The sequence below is a fragment of the Bradyrhizobium sp. CCBAU 65884 genome (assembly GCF_028128835.1).
Taxonomy (GTDB): domain Bacteria; phylum Pseudomonadota; class Alphaproteobacteria; order Rhizobiales; family Xanthobacteraceae; genus Bradyrhizobium; species Bradyrhizobium ottawaense.
The window spans coordinates 54,928-72,308 of sequence record NZ_LBJU01000111.1 but is presented as its reverse complement, the minus strand read 5'-3'; the positions used below and the strand labels follow the sequence as shown (position 1 = coordinate 72,308).

The 17,381-nt window shown below is 64.9% G+C and carries 15 protein-coding genes; 8 read left to right on the top strand and 7 right to left on the bottom strand.

The annotated features are described in order from the left end of the window. The first annotated feature begins 8 nt into the window (after positions 1 to 8). A complete protein-coding gene (pdxR, locus tag XI03_RS14795; RefSeq protein ID WP_271592524.1) occupies positions 9 to 1,499 on the top strand; it encodes a MocR-like pyridoxine biosynthesis transcription factor PdxR in 1,491 nt (496 codons plus the stop codon). 67 nt (positions 1,500 to 1,566) lie between these two features. Next, positions 1,567 to 1,812, top strand: coding sequence for a DUF6719 family protein (locus tag XI03_RS14790; protein WP_028144961.1), 246 nt, complete (start codon positions 1,567 to 1,569; stop codon positions 1,810 to 1,812). On the opposite strand, the gene XI03_RS14785 is transcribed toward XI03_RS14790, so the two are convergent. From XI03_RS14785 to XI03_RS14775, 3 genes are all read right to left on the bottom strand, one after another. Then, positions 1,813 to 2,178 (bottom strand): hypothetical protein, encoded by a 366-nt coding sequence (locus tag XI03_RS14785; protein ID WP_028144962.1) that lies wholly within the window; start codon positions 2,176 to 2,178, stop codon positions 1,813 to 1,815. 34 nt (positions 2,179 to 2,212) lie between these two features. Then, positions 2,213 to 2,632 carry a hypothetical protein gene (locus XI03_RS14780; RefSeq protein WP_271592523.1) on the bottom strand — a complete coding sequence of 140 codons (420 nt, stop codon included), beginning with the start codon at positions 2,630 to 2,632 and terminating at the stop codon, positions 2,213 to 2,215. Between the two features lie 386 nt (positions 2,633 to 3,018). Beyond that, complete coding sequence (locus XI03_RS14775) at positions 3,019 to 3,567, bottom strand: CreA family protein (RefSeq protein ID WP_271592522.1); 549 nt, start codon at positions 3,565 to 3,567, stop codon at positions 3,019 to 3,021. Positions 3,568 to 3,774: 207 nt separating this feature from the next. On the opposite strand from XI03_RS14775, the gene XI03_RS14770 reads away from it, so the two are divergent. From XI03_RS14770 to XI03_RS14755, 4 genes are all read left to right on the top strand, one after another. Next, positions 3,775 to 5,361 carry a L,D-transpeptidase family protein gene (locus tag XI03_RS14770; protein WP_271592521.1) on the top strand — a complete coding sequence of 529 codons (1,587 nt, stop codon included), beginning with the start codon at positions 3,775 to 3,777 and terminating at the stop codon, positions 5,359 to 5,361. Positions 5,362 to 5,454: 93 nt separating this feature from the next. Continuing rightward, entirely contained in the window at positions 5,455 to 6,024 is a 570-nt protein-coding gene (locus XI03_RS14765; RefSeq protein ID WP_271592520.1) for a glutathione peroxidase, read from the top strand. Positions 6,025 to 6,189: 165 nt separating this feature from the next. Further along, a complete protein-coding gene (locus tag XI03_RS14760; RefSeq protein ID WP_271592519.1) occupies positions 6,190 to 7,203 on the top strand; it encodes a polysaccharide deacetylase family protein in 1,014 nt (337 codons plus the stop codon). A gap of 7 nt (positions 7,204 to 7,210) precedes the next feature. Beyond that, positions 7,211 to 7,762 carry a dihydrofolate reductase gene (locus XI03_RS14755; RefSeq protein WP_271592518.1) on the top strand — a complete coding sequence of 184 codons (552 nt, stop codon included), beginning with the start codon at positions 7,211 to 7,213 and terminating at the stop codon, positions 7,760 to 7,762. 4 nt (positions 7,763 to 7,766) lie between these two features. Here XI03_RS14755 and XI03_RS14750 read toward each other — a convergent pair whose 3' ends face one another. Then, on the bottom strand, positions 7,767 to 8,219 hold the full coding sequence (locus XI03_RS14750; protein ID WP_028144968.1) for a DoxX family protein: 453 nt from the start codon (positions 8,217 to 8,219) through the stop codon (positions 7,767 to 7,769). Positions 8,220 to 8,513: 294 nt separating this feature from the next. Next, positions 8,514 to 10,820: an NADP-dependent malic enzyme gene (locus XI03_RS14745; RefSeq protein WP_271592517.1), complete on the bottom strand. Its 2,307-nt coding sequence runs from the start codon at positions 10,818 to 10,820 to the stop codon at positions 8,514 to 8,516. Positions 10,821 to 11,068: 248 nt separating this feature from the next. Between XI03_RS14745 and XI03_RS14740 the strand changes: the two genes are divergently transcribed. After that, positions 11,069 to 13,039 (top strand): hypothetical protein, encoded by a 1,971-nt coding sequence (locus XI03_RS14740; RefSeq protein ID WP_271592516.1) that lies wholly within the window; start codon positions 11,069 to 11,071, stop codon positions 13,037 to 13,039. 130 nt (positions 13,040 to 13,169) lie between these two features. Here XI03_RS14740 and aspS read toward each other — a convergent pair whose 3' ends face one another. Next, positions 13,170 to 14,942: an aspartate--tRNA ligase gene (aspS, locus tag XI03_RS14735; RefSeq protein WP_271592515.1), complete on the bottom strand. Its 1,773-nt coding sequence runs from the start codon at positions 14,940 to 14,942 to the stop codon at positions 13,170 to 13,172. A gap of 196 nt (positions 14,943 to 15,138) precedes the next feature. Here aspS and XI03_RS14730 point away from each other — a divergent pair, with 196 nt between their 5' ends. Next, on the top strand, positions 15,139 to 16,611 hold the full coding sequence (locus XI03_RS14730; protein WP_271592514.1) for a protein adenylyltransferase SelO: 1,473 nt from the start codon (positions 15,139 to 15,141) through the stop codon (positions 16,609 to 16,611). A 100-nt stretch (positions 16,612 to 16,711) separates the two neighbouring features. Here the strand turns inward: XI03_RS14730 and XI03_RS14725 are convergent, their stop codons facing one another. Continuing rightward, positions 16,712 to 17,260 (bottom strand): REP-associated tyrosine transposase, encoded by a 549-nt coding sequence (locus tag XI03_RS14725; RefSeq protein ID WP_271592513.1) that lies wholly within the window; start codon positions 17,258 to 17,260, stop codon positions 16,712 to 16,714. Between the last annotated feature and the right edge of the window lie 121 nt (positions 17,261 to 17,381).

Genomic DNA, 17,381 nt, shown 5'->3' with positions numbered 1-17,381 from the left:
CCAATTCCATGCGAAATATTCCGACCAATTCTCTCCCCTCACCGGCCAGGCCTTCCTTGCCGACAAAGACCGAGCTGCCGCTCGACCTCACAGGCCCGCACGTCACGCCAGGCGCCTCCGCCGCACACCGGCTCTATCAGGCGCTGTGCGAGATGATCGTCTCCGGCCTCGTCAAGCCCGGCGAGCCGCTGCCGCCGTCGCGAACGCTGGCCAGGCAGACCGGGTTTCGGCGCAACGCCGTCGTCATCGCCTATGAGCGCCTGATCGCCGACGGCTTCGCCGAGGCGACCGTCGGCTCCGGAACGTTCGTCGCCGCGCGCATTCCTGCGCGCACGGCCGAGCCGGACAAGCCGAAGGCCATCGTCGAAACGCCCGGGCAAGGCGCCTTCGCGCTCGGCTGCACCCATATCGACGAACGCGCGGTGCAGCGTTTTCGCGCCTTCGTCGGCCGACGCATGCGCGCCTTCGGGCCTGAGCACCTTCACTATGGCGATCCCCGCGGCAGCCGCGAGCTGCGCGCGGCGATCGCCGATCATCTGTTGTCGGCGCGCGGCCTGCGCTGCGACCCCGATCAGATCATGCTGACGTCGGGCACGCTGCATGCGCTGCGCATCGTGCTGAGCGCGATCCTCAAGCCCAACGACCAGGTCTGGTGCGAGGACCCAGGTTACCCCGCCGCGCGAAAAACCATCGCGCATTGCGGCTATCGCGCCGTGCCGGTTCCGGTCGACGAGCACGGGATGCAGGTCGCCAAGGGACGCACTGCCGGCCCCAACGCGCGCGCGGCCTATGTCACGCCGTCGCATCAGTTTCCGCTGGGCGTGCAGATGTCGATGCCGCGGCGGCTCGAGCTTCTGGACTGGGCCAGGCAGGCCGGCGCATTCGTACTGGAGGACGATTACGACAGCGAGTTTCGCTATGACGGCGCACCGCTGATGTCGCTCGCCGGCATCGATCGCCTCCAGCGCGTGATCTACCTCGGCACGTTTGCCAAGACGCTGTTTCCCGGCCTGCGCATCGGCTATTGCGCCCTGCCCGAACGCCTGATCGCGGACGTGACGGCTGCGCGCGCGGCGCTCGACCGCTTCCCCGGCACGCTGATGGAAGGTGCGGTCGCCGACATGCTCAACTCCGGCGCCTTCGCCGCCAACCTCAAGCGCGTGCGAAAACTCTATCGCGACGCCCGCGATGTGCTGGCCGAAACGCTGGAAGCCGCATCCGATGGCGCGCTCTCGGTACCAGTGCCATCGCAGGGCCTGCATCTGGTCGCCCGGTTTGATCGCTCGGTCGACCTTTCGGTGGCAGCGCGGGCCAAGCAGGCGGCCGGCGCGGAAGGCTGGCTCTTGGCCGACACCTATTCGCGCGCGCCCCCTCTGCCTGGCTTCGTGCTGGGATTTTCCGGCCACGCGGTTCCACAGCTCATCGCCTCCGCCGAACGGCTCGCGCGGGAATCGCGCACCGCCCTGCGCACGAGGAACAGATCCGCCCGGGGGCCCTGACAAAGGTTCACTATCAGAATCGCGAGCCCGTCCTTACATTGCGGTATCAATGCCGGGATCTTTCGCCATGCCTTTCCGCCGTGCAGCCTGCCTCTCAGTCCTGATCTCCGCCGCGCTCGTGACGACGGCGCACGCCGTCACGGTCGGACGCGAGCAGGACATCGTCGATCTCAAGCTAGGTCAGCGCGTGCAGGTGGACGACGGAACCTGCCCCGCCGGACAGGTCAAGGAAGTGCGCGGAACGAAGATGACCGACAAGGGCGTCGCGCGCACCAGCGCTTGCGTGCCGCGCTACGGTCCGAAGACGAAATAGTTACTGCTTCGCCGGATCGAACATGCATTGCAAGGTCGGCTTGGCGATCTTGGTGAAGGTCGGACCGATCTCGCCCTGCTTGGACGTCGGCACCCAGTCGGTCTCGATGGTGGGCACGCCGGTCTCGCTGATGCCGCGCAACAGCGCTTCGCGCAGATCGCGGTCCTCGACGGCCGCCGCGGCGTGATCGTGCAGGCAGCCGCAGACTTCCTCGGGATGTTCCCACCGCCCAAGCATCCGCGGCGCGCACTGGCGCACGAACTCAGTGCGGGGATCCGGTAACCTGGTGGGAGCGCGCACCTGCGCCTGGGCGGCATTGATCGTCAGAACGGACACGAACGCAGCGGCGCAAAATCGAACGATCATGATGGCCTTTATCGGCTGATTTTCTTGTTTTCGATCAGAAGCGGGCGGCAACCACGATCGACTGCGACGCCGTGGGGGTGATCGGCGAGCCGCTGTACTGGAAGGTGCCGACACCGGGGAGACCGCCGTCCGGCGCGCCCGCGAACGAAGAGCCTGCAATCACCAAACCGAAGGCAAGGATGAAGCTGAGCGCGCGCATGGTCTTGTCTCCGAATTCGGTGGCCGGCGATGCGCCGTCGTTCGTTGTGAAGCTGATAACCATGGGCGGTTTCGCGCGTGAGGCGCCAAAAGCGCAAAATGGTTTCATCTCCGTGAGAATTGTTTCGTCGAGCCCGGGACGACGACATAATTCTCCGAAAAGACCAATCATTTCAGACGGGTCCTGCCGCAGCTCAAAGTAGCCTGCCAAGTTCCGGATGCGGTGCGCGAACACACCGGACGCAGCCGCCGTCATGCTCCCGCCTCACCCGCTTCACACGCATTTTACGTTTTTCTGCTGAATGGAGCGGCAAACGAAGGCTGGGGCGAACCGAGGGCACATCGGCTGCGACCCAAGCCATCGAAGCCAGGACGCCCGGATCACCGGGCGCGTTCACTTGAGGGATGGCCATGATGGTGGCGCAAGATCGCGCAATGCCGCGCGAGGCGGACCAACGGACGGACCGCGGAGATCAACGATCGAATCGCGTCGCCTCAGCCGGCGCAATGTCGTTGCAGTCTGGCCGCGGCTTTGAAGCCGCGCCACAAGCGTTCGTGCGCCTGACCGGCTCGCACCTTGTCAAACCGCGGGCCAGCCGCGCTGAGTGAACCCAAGCGCGGCACTGAGTGAACGCAAGCGCGTCACTGAGTGAAGAACTCGCCGCACTTCTGGACGTTTGCGTCCGTCGGTCCCCACGGCATGATCGGCACGGTCGAGGTCGAGTTCTTCGGCGAGCCCTCGATCAGCCTGTCCGAATAGACCATGTAGACCAGCACGTTGCGCTTGGAGTCGCAGCCGCGCACGATCTGCATCTTCTTGAAGAACAGCGAGCGGCGCTGACGGAACATGTCGTCGCCCTGCTCCATTTTGTTCTTGAACTTGATCGGGCCGATCTGGCGGCAGGCCAGCGAGATGTCCGAGACCTCCTCGGCAAGGCCCAGCCAACCCTTGAAGCCGCCCTTCTCCGGCACGGTGAAATGACAGGCGACGCCCTCGACTTCAGGATCGTCGAGACCATAGGTCGCGAGCTTGTCGTTCGGGCTCATCCATTTGAACACGGTGGAGCGGCGGAAGATCAGATCGGGCTCGTCGGCAGCCGAAGCGGACGCCGCCGGCACGACCAGGGCCAGGAGGAAGAAAGCTAGGCCTTTCAATCGGATGCCAGAAAGACCGAGGAAACGAGATGACATGAAGTTCTCCGCTAACAAGTCGCCACAATGTAGGCATGAGGCAGCCGCTCAGGAAGACGACGACAGACGGGCGCGGCCGCCGTTTACCGCTCCGTGAGGCTTTTTTGCTACGACTTGGACAAATGTAGCTGATGGCAGAACCGCCTTGCTGGTGAACGCGTATCCCCTCTGCGAGACTAACGTCTGATTTGGATTATGGATTCGAGGATGAACAGCGTGAACGGGTCGGGTTTTTCTGCCAAGCCGGCGCGGCTGTGGCAGGTCGCCATTTTGACGGCGGCGGGTGTGATCGGCGCGACCAGCCAGGCAGACGCAGCATTTTATTATTGGACGGATTATTCCGACGGGTCCTATTACGCCCGGCAGGACCGGCATCCCGAAATACCGCGCCAGAAGCCGCAGAAGCGCGGCGCTGCCGTCAAGAAGGAAGCTGTCGCCGGGAAGGAAGCCGGGACCAAGCCCCAAGGGCCGCTGGTCATCGTCGTCTCGATCGACCGGCAGAAGGTCACGGTCTACGACACCAACGGCGTGTTCGCGGAATCTCCGGTGTCGACAGGCATGAAGGGCCATTCGACGCCGATGGGTGTGTTCAGCGTCATCCAGAAGCACAAATTCCACCACTCCAACATCTATAGCGGCGCGCCGATGCCGTACATGCAGCGGATCACCTGGTCCGGTGTCGCCATGCATGCCGGCGTGCTGCCGGGTTATCCGGCCTCGCATGGCTGCATCCGCATGCCGATGGCGTTCGCGGTGAAGATGTGGAACTGGACCAGGATGGGCGCGCGCGTCATCGTCGCGCCCGGCGAGATGACGCCGCACAGCTTCTCCCATCCCCTGCTCGCCTCCGTGCGCGTGCCGCCGCCGCCTGCCGCCAGCCTCGAGCCGCAGACCAATGTCGGCGACAAGGCCGACAAGGGCGCCGCGCTGACCAAAGGCGCCGAGACCAAAACTGCCAGCGCCGACAGCGTGCTCGAGCTGCGCACGTCCGTCGGACACGTCGTGATGTCGGATGTGACCACGGGCAATGCGTCAGCCCGCGACGAAGCCGCCGTGCCGGCCGACAAGACCAAGACGGCCGAGGCATTCGACGCGGCCAAGCCTCAATCGGAGGAAGCCGCCAAGCCGGCTAGCGACGACAAGCCCGCCACCGACAAGGTCGAAGCTGTCAAGACCGACCCGGTCAAGACGGAAGCCGCGGACTCCGCGAAGACGCCCGATGCGCCGGCCACTGCACCCGCGCTCGCCGCCTCGCCCGACGCGAAGAAGGATGACGGCCGCGTTGCCGAACCGGCGGCGGCCACAAAGCCGGAAGCGCCCAAGCGGGCCGGCCAGATCGCCGTCTTCATCAGCCGCAAGGATTCCAAGCTCTACGTACGGCAGAATTTCGCGCCGTTGTTCGAGGTCCCGATCACGATCGCCACGAGCGACCGTCCGCTCGGCACGCATATCTTCACCGCCGAGCTCGACAAGACCGACTCCAATGCGCTGCGTTGGTCGGTGGTGTCGCTGCCGGTCTCCGCCCGTTCCGCGGCGCGCGAGGACGACAGCCGCCTCACGCGCCGCAAGGGTGACGCTGCGGTGATCCCCGTCGCCGCCAAGCCTGTGGCTGCCAAGCCCGTGGTCACGCCGGACAGCCCGGCCGCGGCCCTCGACCGCGTCTCTATCCCCGCCGACACCATGGCGAAGATCAACGAGATGCTGACATCCGGCGGCTCGATCATCATCTCGGACCAGGGCATCAACCAGGGCGAGACCGGCGAAGGCACCGACTTCATCGTCCGCCTGTACTGACCTGTTTCACGGCGCGTCGATAACGCGGTGTTGACGAGGCAGGTCGCAGCGGCGGAGTAACATCCGGCCCGGATCATTTCGGGGGACGCCGTCATGATGAATCGCAGAACCGTGCTCACCGCGGCGCTTGCAGGCATGCTCGCGCCGGCAACGCGCGCACTCGCCGATGGCGGCATGAGCCGGATCTCGGCCTATGCCTTTTCCTTCCCCGCTTTGTCCGGCGACGACATCCGCCTTGCCGCCTTCACTGGCAAGCCGCTGCTGGTGGTCAACACCGCATCGCTCTGTGGCTACACGCCGCAATATGCCGGCCTGCAGGAGATCTGGAACGAGTTTCGCGCGCGCGGGCTCACCGTGATCGGCGTGCCCTCCAACGATTTCGGCGGCCAGGAGCCGGGCGGCAGCAGCGAGATCACCGAGACCGCGCACCACCAATATGGTGTTACCTTTCCGATCGCAGCCAAGGTGAACGTCGTCGGAGCAAAGGCGCATCCGTTCTACAAATGGGCCGCCGATGCGCGCCCGCGCGAAGTTCCGCGCTGGAACTTCCACAAATACCTGATCCGGCGCGACGGCTACATCGTCGAGGTCTTTCCGTCCGCGGTCGAACCGGCCGACACGCGGATAAAGACGGCCATTGCCAGGACGCTGGCCGACAGTTGACGCGCGGCGCCCCAATCCGGCTGGGCACAATTGTGGCGGGATGCCAAACAGCCGTTGCAATGGCGATGGCCCACCATCTAGGCTAGGATCGTTTGGGGCAGGACGGTTTTTGCCGGGGGCGAAAAGCAGCGGCGGAACAACGGGATCAATCTCGAGGACAACACCATGCGTGTGGCGGCAGGACTGATTTTGGCAAGCGCGATGTCGGTTGCAATGACCGGCGCAGCATGGTCGCAGACCCCGGCCGCAAAGCCCGCAGCTGCGACGCAAGCCGCACCCGCGGCGACGCCGGCCGCTGCCGCTCCGCCGGCAGCTCCTGCCACAGCCGCCGCGCCGGCAGGCTTCGTCAATCCGCCCCCGCCCAAGCAGGCGCCGCAGCCGGCCCGCGCGGCCTGCAACACGCCGGGCGCGCTCGGTGTCGCCCGCACCGTCGAGATCGACACCACGGGCGGTCCGGGCTTCGGCTTCGAGCATTTCAAGGAGCTCGACTTCCTGCGCGACAAGGAGGTGGTGCTGACCTTCGACGACGGCCCCTGGCCCAAGAACACGCCCGCTGTGCTGAAGGCGCTCGCCGACGAATGCACCACCGGCATCTTCTTCTCGATCGGCAAGCACGCGACCTATGAGCCGGAGATCCTGAAGCAGGTCTACAACGCCGGCCACACCGTTGGCACCCACACCTGGTCGCACGCCAATCTCAACAACAAGAAGCTTAACGAAGCGCAGCGCAAGGAAGAGATCGAGAAGGGCCTGTCCGCGGTGAAGTGGGCGCTCGGCGGCATCTCGCCCTCGCCGTTCTTCCGCTTCCCGGCGCTTCAGCATCCGCCGGAGATGGTCACCTATCTCGGCAACCGCAACACCGCGATCTTCTCCTGCGATATCGACTCTTTCGACTTCAAGGCTTCCAAGCCCGAGAAGGTGGTCGAGACCGTGATGAAGAAGCTCGACACCAAGGGCAAGGGCATCATCCTGATGCACGACTTCCAGAAGCACACGGCGGAGGCCCTGCCCGAGTTGCTCAAGCGCCTGAAGGCGGGCGGCTACAAGGTGGTGGCGATGCGGGCCAAATTCCCGGCCTCGTCGCTGCCGGAGTACGACCAGGAGCTGCTCAAGGACGCCAAGCTGCCGACGGTGAGCCAGCGCCCGGTCAATTCCGTGGTGACGACCGTTTCCGAATAGACGGCAATTGTCTTTCCGTATCGAAGGCTACGTCATCGTCTCGGCGGACGGCATGCTCGCCGACGCCGGCCACGTCATGCCCGACAGCCTGAAGTTCGACGGCGACAAGCTGTTCTTCGAGCAGGCGCTCGATCGCGCCGCGCTGATCGTGCACGGCCGCAACTCGCATGAGCAGCAGCCGAATTCGCCGAAGCGCAAGCGGCTGATCCTGACCCGCAAGATCAAGGCGCTCACCGTCGATCCGGAGATGCCGAACGCAACGCTGTGGAATCCGAAACAGGCGAGCTTCGAGGAGGCCTGCGCCTTTGCCGATGTCGCCTCCGGCATGGTCGCCATCATCGGCGGCCCCGCCGTGTTCGAGATGTTCATGGGCCGCTACGATACCTTCTGGCTGTCGGAAGCCCCGCATGTGCGCCTGCCCGGCGGCGAAGGCTGCTTCGTCGGCGTGCCGGCGCGGACGCCGCAGGAGGTGCTGGCGTCGCACGGGATGAAGCCTGATGCGCCGTATCTGCTCGACGCGGCGCATGAGGTGACTGTGACACCCTGGCGCCGAACGTAGGCCGTCAGACGTCCCCGTACGCCGCCTCGGCCGGACGCGTGGTGCGGCCGTATCCCATGATCATGAACAAGGCGCCGATGATCGAAAGGTTCTTCAGCGCGTCGACCACCATCTTCGCGTTGTCGGGCGGCGCCTGGTTCCAAAAATCGTCGAACAGCACGGTCGCGACCGCGACATAGACGATCAGCAGCATCGCGAAGAACCGCGCGCCGAAATTCAGCGCGATCATCAGCCCCGCGATGATCTCGAGCGCGCCGACCGCGATCGCCAGCAGCTGCGGCGTGGTCATGGCGGTGGCCGTCTCCACCTGCTTGGCGTAAGGGGCGACGATGTCGGGCACCACGACCTTGGTGGCGATGAAGTCGGCCGTCGCCTGGATGGCAAAGAGCTTGGTCGCGCCCGTGTAGATGAACAGCACGGCGAACAGGATTCGCCCGAAAGTCACGAACGCTGGCATGATCGGCCTCTTGGCAAAGCGCTAAGCACGGAACGCGCAAGGATTATGAAGAGTTGCGCGCCGCTTTACAAACGGGGAAATGGAGAACTGTTTTGAAAAGATTGAGCCTGCAAGGCTCGGGCGGTGCGCTCCCTCGCCCCGTTCTTACGGGGAGAGGGTTGGGGTGAGGGGCCGCTTCCGCAATCACGGTGAGAACTGGATTCGCGGAGAGCCCCCTCACCCGGAATTTGCTATCGCAAATTCCGGCTTCTCCCCGCACGCGGGGAGAGGCGAAGACGACGCGGCAGTCCGCCCTTACGTAAACAGCGTCGGCTGCCGGGCCGCGCGCTCCTGCGCTTCGACCACGGCGACGGCCGTCATGTTGAGGATGCCGCGTGCCGTCACCGACGGCGTCAGGATATGCGCCGGGCGCGCCGGGCCGATCAGGATCGGGCCGACGGGGAGCGCGTCCGCCAGCGACTTGATCATCTGATAGGCGACGTTGGCGGTGTCCAGCGTCGGCATGATCAGGATGTTGGCCTCGCCCTCGAGATTGGAATGCGGCAGCACCATTTTTCGCGCGGCAGCGGAGAGCGCAGTATCGCCCTGCATCTCGCCGTCGGCCTCGATCTCCGGATGCTTTTCCTTGAGCAGCTGGGTCGCGCGGCGCATCTTGCGCGAGGAATCGGTGTCGTAGCTGCCGAAATCCGAGTGCGAGACGAAGGCGATCTTCGGCTTGATGTTGAAGCGCTGAACGTGGACCGCGGCGAGCGAAGCGATCTCGGCGAGTTCCTCCGCGCTCGGATTGGGGCGAACTTGCGTGTCGGCGATGAAGAAGGCGCCCTTGCTGGTGATCAGCAGTGCCAGCGCCGCGTAGTCGCTGATGCCCGGGCAAAAACCAACGATCTCGCGGACATGGCGAAGATGGCTCATGTAGCGGCCCTCGACGCCGCAGAGCATCGCATCCGCCTCCCCGCGCGTCACCGCGAGCGCAGCGATGACCGTGTTGTTGGTACGCACCACCGTGCGCGCCGCATCCGGCGTCACGCCCCTGCGGCCGGCGACCTCGACATAGGACTGCACGTAGGAACGGTAGCGCGGATCGTCCTCGGGATTGACGAGGTCGAAATCCTTGCCGGCGCGAATGGAGAGGCCGAAGCGCTGGATGCGCGCTTCCACGACCGAAGGACGGCCGACCAGGATCGGCCGCGCCAGGTTCTCCTCAAGCACCACTTGCGTGGCGCGCAGCACGCGCTCGTCCTCGCCTTCGGCGTAGATCACGCGCACCGGCTGGGTCTTGGCCTTGGCGAACATCGGCTTCATGACGAGGCCGGAGCGGAAGGCGAAGCGCTCGAGCAGCGCGGTGTACTCGTCGAAATTGGTGATGGGCCGCGTCGCCACCCCCGACTCCATCGCCGCCTTCGCCACCGCCGGCGCGATGCGCAAAATCAACCTGGGATCAAACGGGCTCGGGATCAGCGAGCCCGGGCCAAAACCCTGCGTCTCGCCAGTGTCGAAACCCTGGGCGACCGCATCCGACGGCGCCTCGCGCGCGAGCTGCGCGATGGCCTCGACGGCGGCGTGCTTCATCTCCTCGTTGATGGCGCTGGCGCCGACATCGAGCGCGCCGCGGAAGATGAAGGGAAAGCAGAGGACGTTGTTGACCTGGTTCGGATAGTCGGAGCGGCCGGTGCAGATCATGGCGTCAGGGCGCACCTTGCGCGCCTTCTCCGGCATGATCTCCGGGGTCGGGTTGGCGAGCGCCATGATCAGCGGCTTGTCGGCCATCGCCTTGGCCATCTCCGGCTTGAGCACGCCGGGCGCCGAGAGACCGATGAAGATGTCGGCACCGCCGATGACGTCGCCGAGCGTCCGCTTGTCAGTCTTCTGCGCATAGACCGCCTTCCAGCGGTCCATCGTGGTGTTGCGGCCCTCATGCACGAGGCCGTCGATGTCGCAGACCCAGATGTTCTTGCGCTGCGCGCCCATCGACACCAGAAGATTGAGCGTCGCGATCGCCGCGGCCCCTGCCCCGGACGCCACGATCTTGACGTCGGACAGTTTCTTGCCGTTCAGCCTGAGGCCGTTGGTGATGGCGGCGGCGACGATGATGGCGGTGCCGTGCTGATCGTCATGGAAGACCGGGATCTTCATGCGCTCCTTGAGCTGCGCCTCGATCTCGAAGCATTCCGGTCCGCGGATGTCTTCCAGATTGATGCCGCCGAAGGTCGGTTCGAGCGCCGCCACAGTCTCGACCACGCGATCGATGGTGTCGGCGGCGATCTCGATGTCGAACACGTCGATGCCGGCGAATTTCTTGAACAGGACGGCCTTGCCCTCCATCACCGGCTTGGATGCCAGCGGGCCGATATTGCCGAGGCCGAGCACGGCGGTACCGTTGGAGACCACGGCGACCAGATTGGCGCGGGTGGTCAGCGTGGCGGCTTCCGCCGGGTTCTTGGCGATCTCGGTGCAGGCCGCGGCGACGCCCGGCGAATAGGCCAGCGCGAGGTCGCGCTGGTTGGCAAGCGGCTTGCTTGCCTGGATCTCGAGCTTTCCAGGGCGCGGCAGACGATGGTAGGCGAGCGCCGCCTGGTGGAGATCATCAGAATAGGACGACATGCGGTGTCTCGCCTCGCGTTACCGGCCTCAAAAATGCACGATCCGAAAGCGGCTGTCCAAGCGGACCGTATTTCCGGGTCATGGAAACGGGATGAAGCACGCCGGGCGCCCCGGTGGCAACATCCGATTGCGCGCCCATCAACAGGGCGCGCGGTCAAATATTTGAAAACCATAGCTTTCCCTGGACCGCGCGGCGTTTCGCGAATATGGCAGGTTGCGCGGTGCAAAACGAGCAACTGGAGCTGGGAATGAAGCGAATCCTGATCGGCCTGATCGTGGCAGCCGTACTCGGCGCGGGCGGATGGATCGGCTTCAACCTCTACGTCCAGCATCGGGCGACGAGCGAGGTCGAGGCGGCGTTCGAGCAGTTGCGCGCAGGCGGCGGCAAGGCGAGCCATGGCAAGATCGGGTTCGAACTTGGGACGCGCACGCTGACGATCGAGGATATCACGATCGCTCCCGGCGAGCAGCCGCAGGCGCAGATCAAGATTGCCGGCATCAAGGGCGCCGGCGTTCGCCTGATCGACGATAACAGCTTCTCGGCCGACAGCATCGACGTCACGGGTTTCGAAGTCGCGCTGGACCAGGTCGGCGCCGCGAAGCTGAAGGCGTCCTACAAGATTCCGCAACTCACCTTGCGTGACTATGCCGGCCCCGTTCACGCCGGCAATGCGCCGACGGGCGGATCCCTGATCGAGCTTTACCGTTATGTACTCGATCAGTACGCCAGCATCACGGCATCGTCAGTCACGGCTCCGACGCTGACGATGACCTTCGATGCGAGCGGCAGCGCCGCCGGCAGCGGCGAGGTCGCCTATTCCGGGCTGGCAATCCAGAATCTCAAGCGCGGCAAGATCGATGCAATGAAAGCGGACCGCGCCGTCTTCACCATCGACGTGCCGCAACCGGGCAAGCAGGACAAGCTGACCGGCGACCTCTCCAACGTCGTCGTCAACGATTTCGACGCGACCGCGATCGCCGCGGCGCTCGATCCGCAGAAGACCGGCGACGACAGCTATCATCGCGTCTACCGCCAGATCTCGGCCGGCCCCTATGTGCTCAAATCGGCCCAGGGCATTCGGATGGACATCGACGGTATCACCTTCGAGGACATCGCGGTGCAACCGTCAAAATTCCGGCCGGCCGAAATCATTGCGCTATTGCCGACGGACCGGTCGGTGGTCCCGACCGTCGCACAATCGCGCGAGATGATGGAGAAGCTCGCCGGGTTCTATGAAGGCTTTCGCATCGGCAAGATCGAGGTCGGCAAGACATCCATGGGCACGCCGCAAGGGATGGCCAGGATCAATGCCGTCAGATACCGGGAGGGTGAGTTCGCGGTCGAGGGCGTCGATACGCCCTCGCCGCAAGGGCAGTTCAAGATGGAGCGGTTCGCGCTGAAATCGTTCAGCGCGGCAAACCTGATGCGCTGGGCGGCGGGGCTCAGCAGCCACGGGCAGCCGCCCTCGCCCGATCAGATGCTCGGCCTGTTCCGCGTGCTCGAAGGCGCGGAGATCAAGGGCGTGGTGGCGCCCTACAAGAATACGCGGCAGTTCGTCACCATCGACACGATCAGCCTGAACTGGGGCCAACTGGTCGGATCGATTCCGAGCAAGGCCAATCTGGTCGTGAGGATGGTCGCGCCGACAGATCCCGCCAATCCGGCGCAGCGGCCGCTGATCATGGCAGGCGTGGACAAGCTCGCGATCGACCTCGATCTCGGTGCGGCCTGGACGGAATCGTCCGGCGCATTCGCGCTCGCGCCGGCCACGCTCGATCTCGGCAACCTCGCCAAGGCGCAGGCCCGCTTTGGGCTTGCCAACGTCCCGCGCAGCCTGTTCACGACCGACCCGGTGCAGGCGATGGGCCAGGCGGCGCAGGTCGAGACCGGCACGTTCGAGCTCTCGCTGCGCGACAGCGGCGTGGTCGATCTCGTCGTGGCGCAGTTCGCGCGCATGCAGGACGTCAGCCGCGACGCCGCACGCGGCGCCATCGTCGCGATGATCAGGGCGCAGGGTGAGAAGATCACAGGGGCCAATGGCGACGTGAAAATAGCGGTCGATGCGCTCGCCGGTTTCGTCGAGACGTCAGGGCAGACGCTGACCGTCAAGCTGACGCCCCGCGCCAAGGTGCCGCTGATGCAATTGATGCAGCTGTCGCAAAGCGACCCCGAGGGCGCACTGGCGCAGTTCAGGATCGAGGCGTCGACGGGATTGTAGCTCTCGTGTCCCGGACGCGCCTCGGCACGCAGTGACGCTGCGCGTCCGGGAGAAAGCCTGCTGTGCCGAAATGTGGGCCCCGGACGCAGCGCATCACTGCGTGCTGCGCTGCGTCCGGGGCACGCACCACTCACTTCTGCGGCAGGTTCACCCGCACATGCAGCTCGCGAAGCTGTTTTGTGGTCGCATCCGACGGCGCGCCCATCAGCAAATCCATCGCCTGCTGGTTCATCGGGAACAGCGAGATCTCGCGCAGATTGTTCGTGCCGCAAAGCAGCATCACGATGCGGTCGACGCCCGCGGCCATACCGCCATGCGGCGGGGCGCCGTACTGGAAGGCGCGGTACATGCCGCCGAAGCGGTCGACCACTTCCTGCTCGCCGTAACCTGCGATCTCGAACGCCTTCACCATCGCCTCCGGCACATGGTTACGGATGCCGCCCGAAGCGATCTCGTAGCCGTTGCAGGTGATGTCGTACTGGAACGCCTTGATGGTGAGCGGGTCCTGGCCCTGCAGCGCGTCGAGGCCGCCCTGCGGCATCGAGAACGGGTTGTGCGAGAAGTCGACCTTCTTGTCATCCTCGTTGTACTCGTACATCGGGAAGTCGACGATCCAGGCGAGTTCGAACCGCTCCTTGTCGGTGAGGTTCAATTCCTCGCCGACCTTGTTGCGGGCGAGCCCTGAAAACTTCCAGAACTTGTCGGGATCGCCGGCGACGAAGAAGGCGGCATCGCCTTCCTTCACGCCGATCTGTGCGCGGATCGCAGCGGTGCGCTCAGGCCCGATGTTGTTCGCAAGGGGACCTGCACCCTCGCCGCCCTCGCGCCACATGATGTAGCCGAGGCCAGGCTGGCCCTCGCCCTGCGCCCACGAGTTCATGCGGTCGCAGAAGGCGCGGCTGCCGCCGCCCGGTGCCGGGATCGCCCAGACCTGGTTCTTGGGGTCTTCGAGCATGCGCGCGAACACCTTGAAGCCGGAGCCGCGGAAGTGCTCGGAGACGTCCTGCATCTCGATGGGGTTGCGCAAATCCGGCTTGTCGCTGCCGTACTTACGCAGCGCCTCGGCGAACGGAATCCGGCGCCATCCCTTCGTGACGGGCTTTCCTCTCGCGAACTCCTCGAACACGCCCGTGATGACCGGCTCCATCGCCGCGAACACGTCTTCCTGAGTCACAAAGCTCATCTCGACGTCGAGCTGGTAGAACTCACCCGGCAGACGGTCGGCACGCGGGTCCTCGTCGCGGAAGCAGGGCGCGATCTGGAAATAGCGGTCGAAGCCCGACATCATCAGCAGCTGCTTGTACTGTTGCGGCGCCTGCGGCAACGCATAGAACTTGCCGGGATGGATGCGCGAGGGCACCAGGAAGTCGCGTGCGCCTTCCGGCGAGGACGCCGTCAGGATCGGGGTGTTGAACTCGAAGAAGCCCTGCCCCTCCATGCGCCGGCGCATCGACTTGATGATCTCGACGCGCGTCATGATGTTCTGGTGCAGCTTCTCCCGGCGCAAATCGAGGAAGCGGTACTTCAGGCGGATGTCTTCAGGATATTCCTGGTCGCCGAACACAGGCAGCGGCAAATCGCCGGCCGGGCCCAGCACCTCGATCTCGGTGACGTAGATCTCGATCTTGCCGGTCGGCAGATCGTCATTGTCGGTACCCTCGGGGCGGCGGCGGGCCTTGCCGTCCATCCGCACCACGAATTCCGAGCGCAGCTTCTCGGCCAGCGAGAACGCCGGCGAGTCCGGATCGACCACGCACTGGGTCAGGCCGTAATGGTCGCGCAGGTCGATGAACAGCACGCCGCCATGGTCGCGAACGCGATGGACCCAGCCTGACAGGCGGACCGTCTCGCCGATGTTGCTCTCGCGGAGCGCGCCGCATGTATGTGACCGGTAGCGATGCATGGTCGTCCCAAAAATGATGTCGGAGGAAGCGAATCGGACGGCCTGTCATGGCCGGTCCGAGATTGCGGCAGGGTTTACCCGACGAGACCCGAGGCGGCAACCAAGGGAACGGGCTGTTTTGGGCCGGAAGCGCCCAATTTTGCCCAATCTGGGCTCATCCCTTTGCCATCAGGCGTTCCAGCCCTATCTTGAGGCCATGACGGTGCATTTCCCCTTTCAGAACTCCTATTCGGCGCTGCCGGACAGCTTCTTTGCCCGCGTCGCGCCGACCCCGGTCGCCGCCCCCCGGCTGATCAAGCTGAACCGCCCGCTGGCGGTCCAGCTCGGGCTCGATCCTGACCTGCTGGAGACCCCGGAGGGCGCGGCGATCCTGGCCGGCAAAACGGTTCCCGCCGGCGCCGATCCCATCGCCATGGCCTATGCCGGACATCAGTTCGGGCAGTTCGTGCCGCAGCTCGGCGACGGCCGCGCCATCCTGCTCGGCGAGGTCATCGACAGCGACGGCATCCGCCGCGACATCCAGCTCAAGGGCTCGGGCCCCACCCCGTTCTCCCGCCGCGGCGACGGCCGCGCCGCGCTCGGGCCGGTCTTGCGCGAATACATCGTCAGTGAAGCCATGTATGCGCTGGGCATCCCGACCACCCGCTCGCTCGCCGCTGTCGTCACCGGAGAGCACGTCATCCGCGAGACCGCGCTGCCCGGCGCGGTGCTGACGCGTGTTGCTTCCAGCCATATCCGCGTCGGCACCTTCCAGTTCTTCGCCGTGCGCCGTGACACCGATGCGATCCGCCGGCTCGCCGACCACGTCGTCGCCAGGCACTATCCCGAACTAGTCGGCGCCGAGCGGCCCTATCATGCGCTGCTCGCCGGCGTCGTCGCGCGCCAGGCCGATCTCGTCGCGCGCTGGCTGCTGGTCGGCTTCATCCACGGCGTCATGAATACCGACAACAGCTCCATCTCCGGTGAGACCATCGATTACGGACCCTGCGCCTTCATGGACGCCTACAACCCTTCGCAGGTGTTCTCCTCGATCGACGAGATGGGCCGCTACGCCTATGCCAACCAGCCGCGTATCGCGCTGTGGAATCTGACGCGCCTCGCCGAATGCCTGCTGCCGCTGTTCTCCGACGAGCAGGAGAAGGCGGTCGCGGAGGCCCAGGACATCCTCGGCGCGTTCTCAGACCAGTTCAGCGCGGCTTATCAAGCCGGCCTGCGCAAAAAGGTCGGCCTGTTCACGGAGCGCGACGGCGACGAGGCGCTGATCCAGGACCTGTTAGATGCCATGGCCAAGAACCAGGCCGACTTCACCCTCAGCTTCCGCAATTTGGGCCATGCCGCCGTTGATGACAGTGCGGATGCGCGCGCGCAGTTCATGGAGCCCGCAGCCTTCGACGAATGGGCCAGCCGCTGGCGCGCACGCATCGCGCTGGAGCCGCAGAGCGCCGCCGAGCGGCAGGCGGCCATGCACGCCGTCAATCCCATGTTCATCCCGCGCAACCACCGCGTCGAGGCCGTGATCCAGGCCGCCGTCAACGACGACAATTACGCGCCATTCGAGGAATTGGTGAAGGTGCTGGCGAAACCCTTCGAGGACCAGCCCGATTACGCCGCCTATGCCGATCCACCGCTGCCGGACCAGCGGGTGTTGCAGACGTTCTGCGGGACGTAGCCACAAACCCGGTGCGTAGGGTGGATTAGCCGAAGGCGTAATCCACCACTTCTCTCGAAGCCGGAAAGTAAAGAGGTGGATTACGCTTCGCCAATCCACCCTACAGATTGGCGCGGCTATCACGTCCGCTCTCCGAACTCGCCGATGAACTGAGTGTCTCCCAATCCTCCGGAAGCAGTTCTGCACGAACATCGCGGTGAAATGACGAATACGGCCAGTCGCAGACTCGCGACACATGCCCGTGCTTGACGGGATTGTAATAACAATACTCGACGTGGCGGGCGTAGTCGGCCTCGTCCCGGATCAGGTGCTCCCAGAACCGTCGCTGCCATATGCCGCGTTCATTCCGTGAGAAACGGACAGCGCTCAGCCGCTCGGTCACCGGGAGTGCTTTGGCGAAACGAGAGTTGATCAAGCGCCAGCGCACCGAAAAATCGGCGTCGCCCGACGGCAGCTTCCAGATTGCGCGGAGATGGTCCGGCAGAACCACGAAAGCATCGATTGCGAAGGGGTGGCTCTGTCGCGTTGCGGCGACCGTGTCTCGTAGGCTCTCAATCTGGTCGGTCAAAAGAGCTTTCCGCCGATCGAGCAGGTTCACGGTAAAGAACCAGCATCCTCCCGGGACGAATGCGCGGCGGTAGTCGGACATCGCCCACCGATAGCACAACTTGAAGTTGGCTCACTGTGGTGGATTACGCCTTCGGCTAATCCACCCTACCAAGCGAGCACTGTGGACGCAGGAACCGCTGTCATCAAACTGAAACACACGC

What these genes read in the sequence shown, in the direction of transcription:
- pdxR (WP_271592524.1), top strand. Translation starts at nt 9, where the DNA reads ATGCGAAATATTCCGACCAATTCTCTCCCCTCACCGGCCAGGCCTTCC.
- XI03_RS14790 (WP_028144961.1), top strand. Translation starts at nt 1,567, where the DNA reads ATGCCTTTCCGCCGTGCAGCCTGCCTCTCAGTCCTGATCTCCGCCGCG.
- XI03_RS14785 (WP_028144962.1), bottom strand. Translation starts at nt 2,178, where the DNA reads ATGATCGTTCGATTTTGCGCCGCTGCGTTCGTGTCCGTTCTGACGATC.
- XI03_RS14780 (WP_271592523.1), bottom strand. Translation starts at nt 2,632, where the DNA reads ATGACGGCGGCTGCGTCCGGTGTGTTCGCGCACCGCATCCGGAACTTG.
- XI03_RS14775 (WP_271592522.1), bottom strand. Translation starts at nt 3,567, where the DNA reads ATGTCATCTCGTTTCCTCGGTCTTTCTGGCATCCGATTGAAAGGCCTA.
- XI03_RS14770 (WP_271592521.1), top strand. Translation starts at nt 3,775, where the DNA reads ATGAACAGCGTGAACGGGTCGGGTTTTTCTGCCAAGCCGGCGCGGCTG.
- XI03_RS14765 (WP_271592520.1), top strand. Translation starts at nt 5,455, where the DNA reads ATGATGAATCGCAGAACCGTGCTCACCGCGGCGCTTGCAGGCATGCTC.
- XI03_RS14760 (WP_271592519.1), top strand. Translation starts at nt 6,190, where the DNA reads ATGCGTGTGGCGGCAGGACTGATTTTGGCAAGCGCGATGTCGGTTGCA.
- XI03_RS14750 (WP_028144968.1), bottom strand. Translation starts at nt 8,219, where the DNA reads ATGCCAGCGTTCGTGACTTTCGGGCGAATCCTGTTCGCCGTGCTGTTC.
- XI03_RS14745 (WP_271592517.1), bottom strand. Translation starts at nt 10,820, where the DNA reads ATGTCGTCCTATTCTGATGATCTCCACCAGGCGGCGCTCGCCTACCAT.
- XI03_RS14740 (WP_271592516.1), top strand. Translation starts at nt 11,069, where the DNA reads ATGAAGCGAATCCTGATCGGCCTGATCGTGGCAGCCGTACTCGGCGCG.
- aspS (WP_271592515.1), bottom strand. Translation starts at nt 14,942, where the DNA reads ATGCATCGCTACCGGTCACATACATGCGGCGCGCTCCGCGAGAGCAAC.
- XI03_RS14730 (WP_271592514.1), top strand. Translation starts at nt 15,139, where the DNA reads ATGACGGTGCATTTCCCCTTTCAGAACTCCTATTCGGCGCTGCCGGAC.
- XI03_RS14725 (WP_271592513.1), bottom strand. Translation starts at nt 17,260, where the DNA reads ATGTCCGACTACCGCCGCGCATTCGTCCCGGGAGGATGCTGGTTCTTT.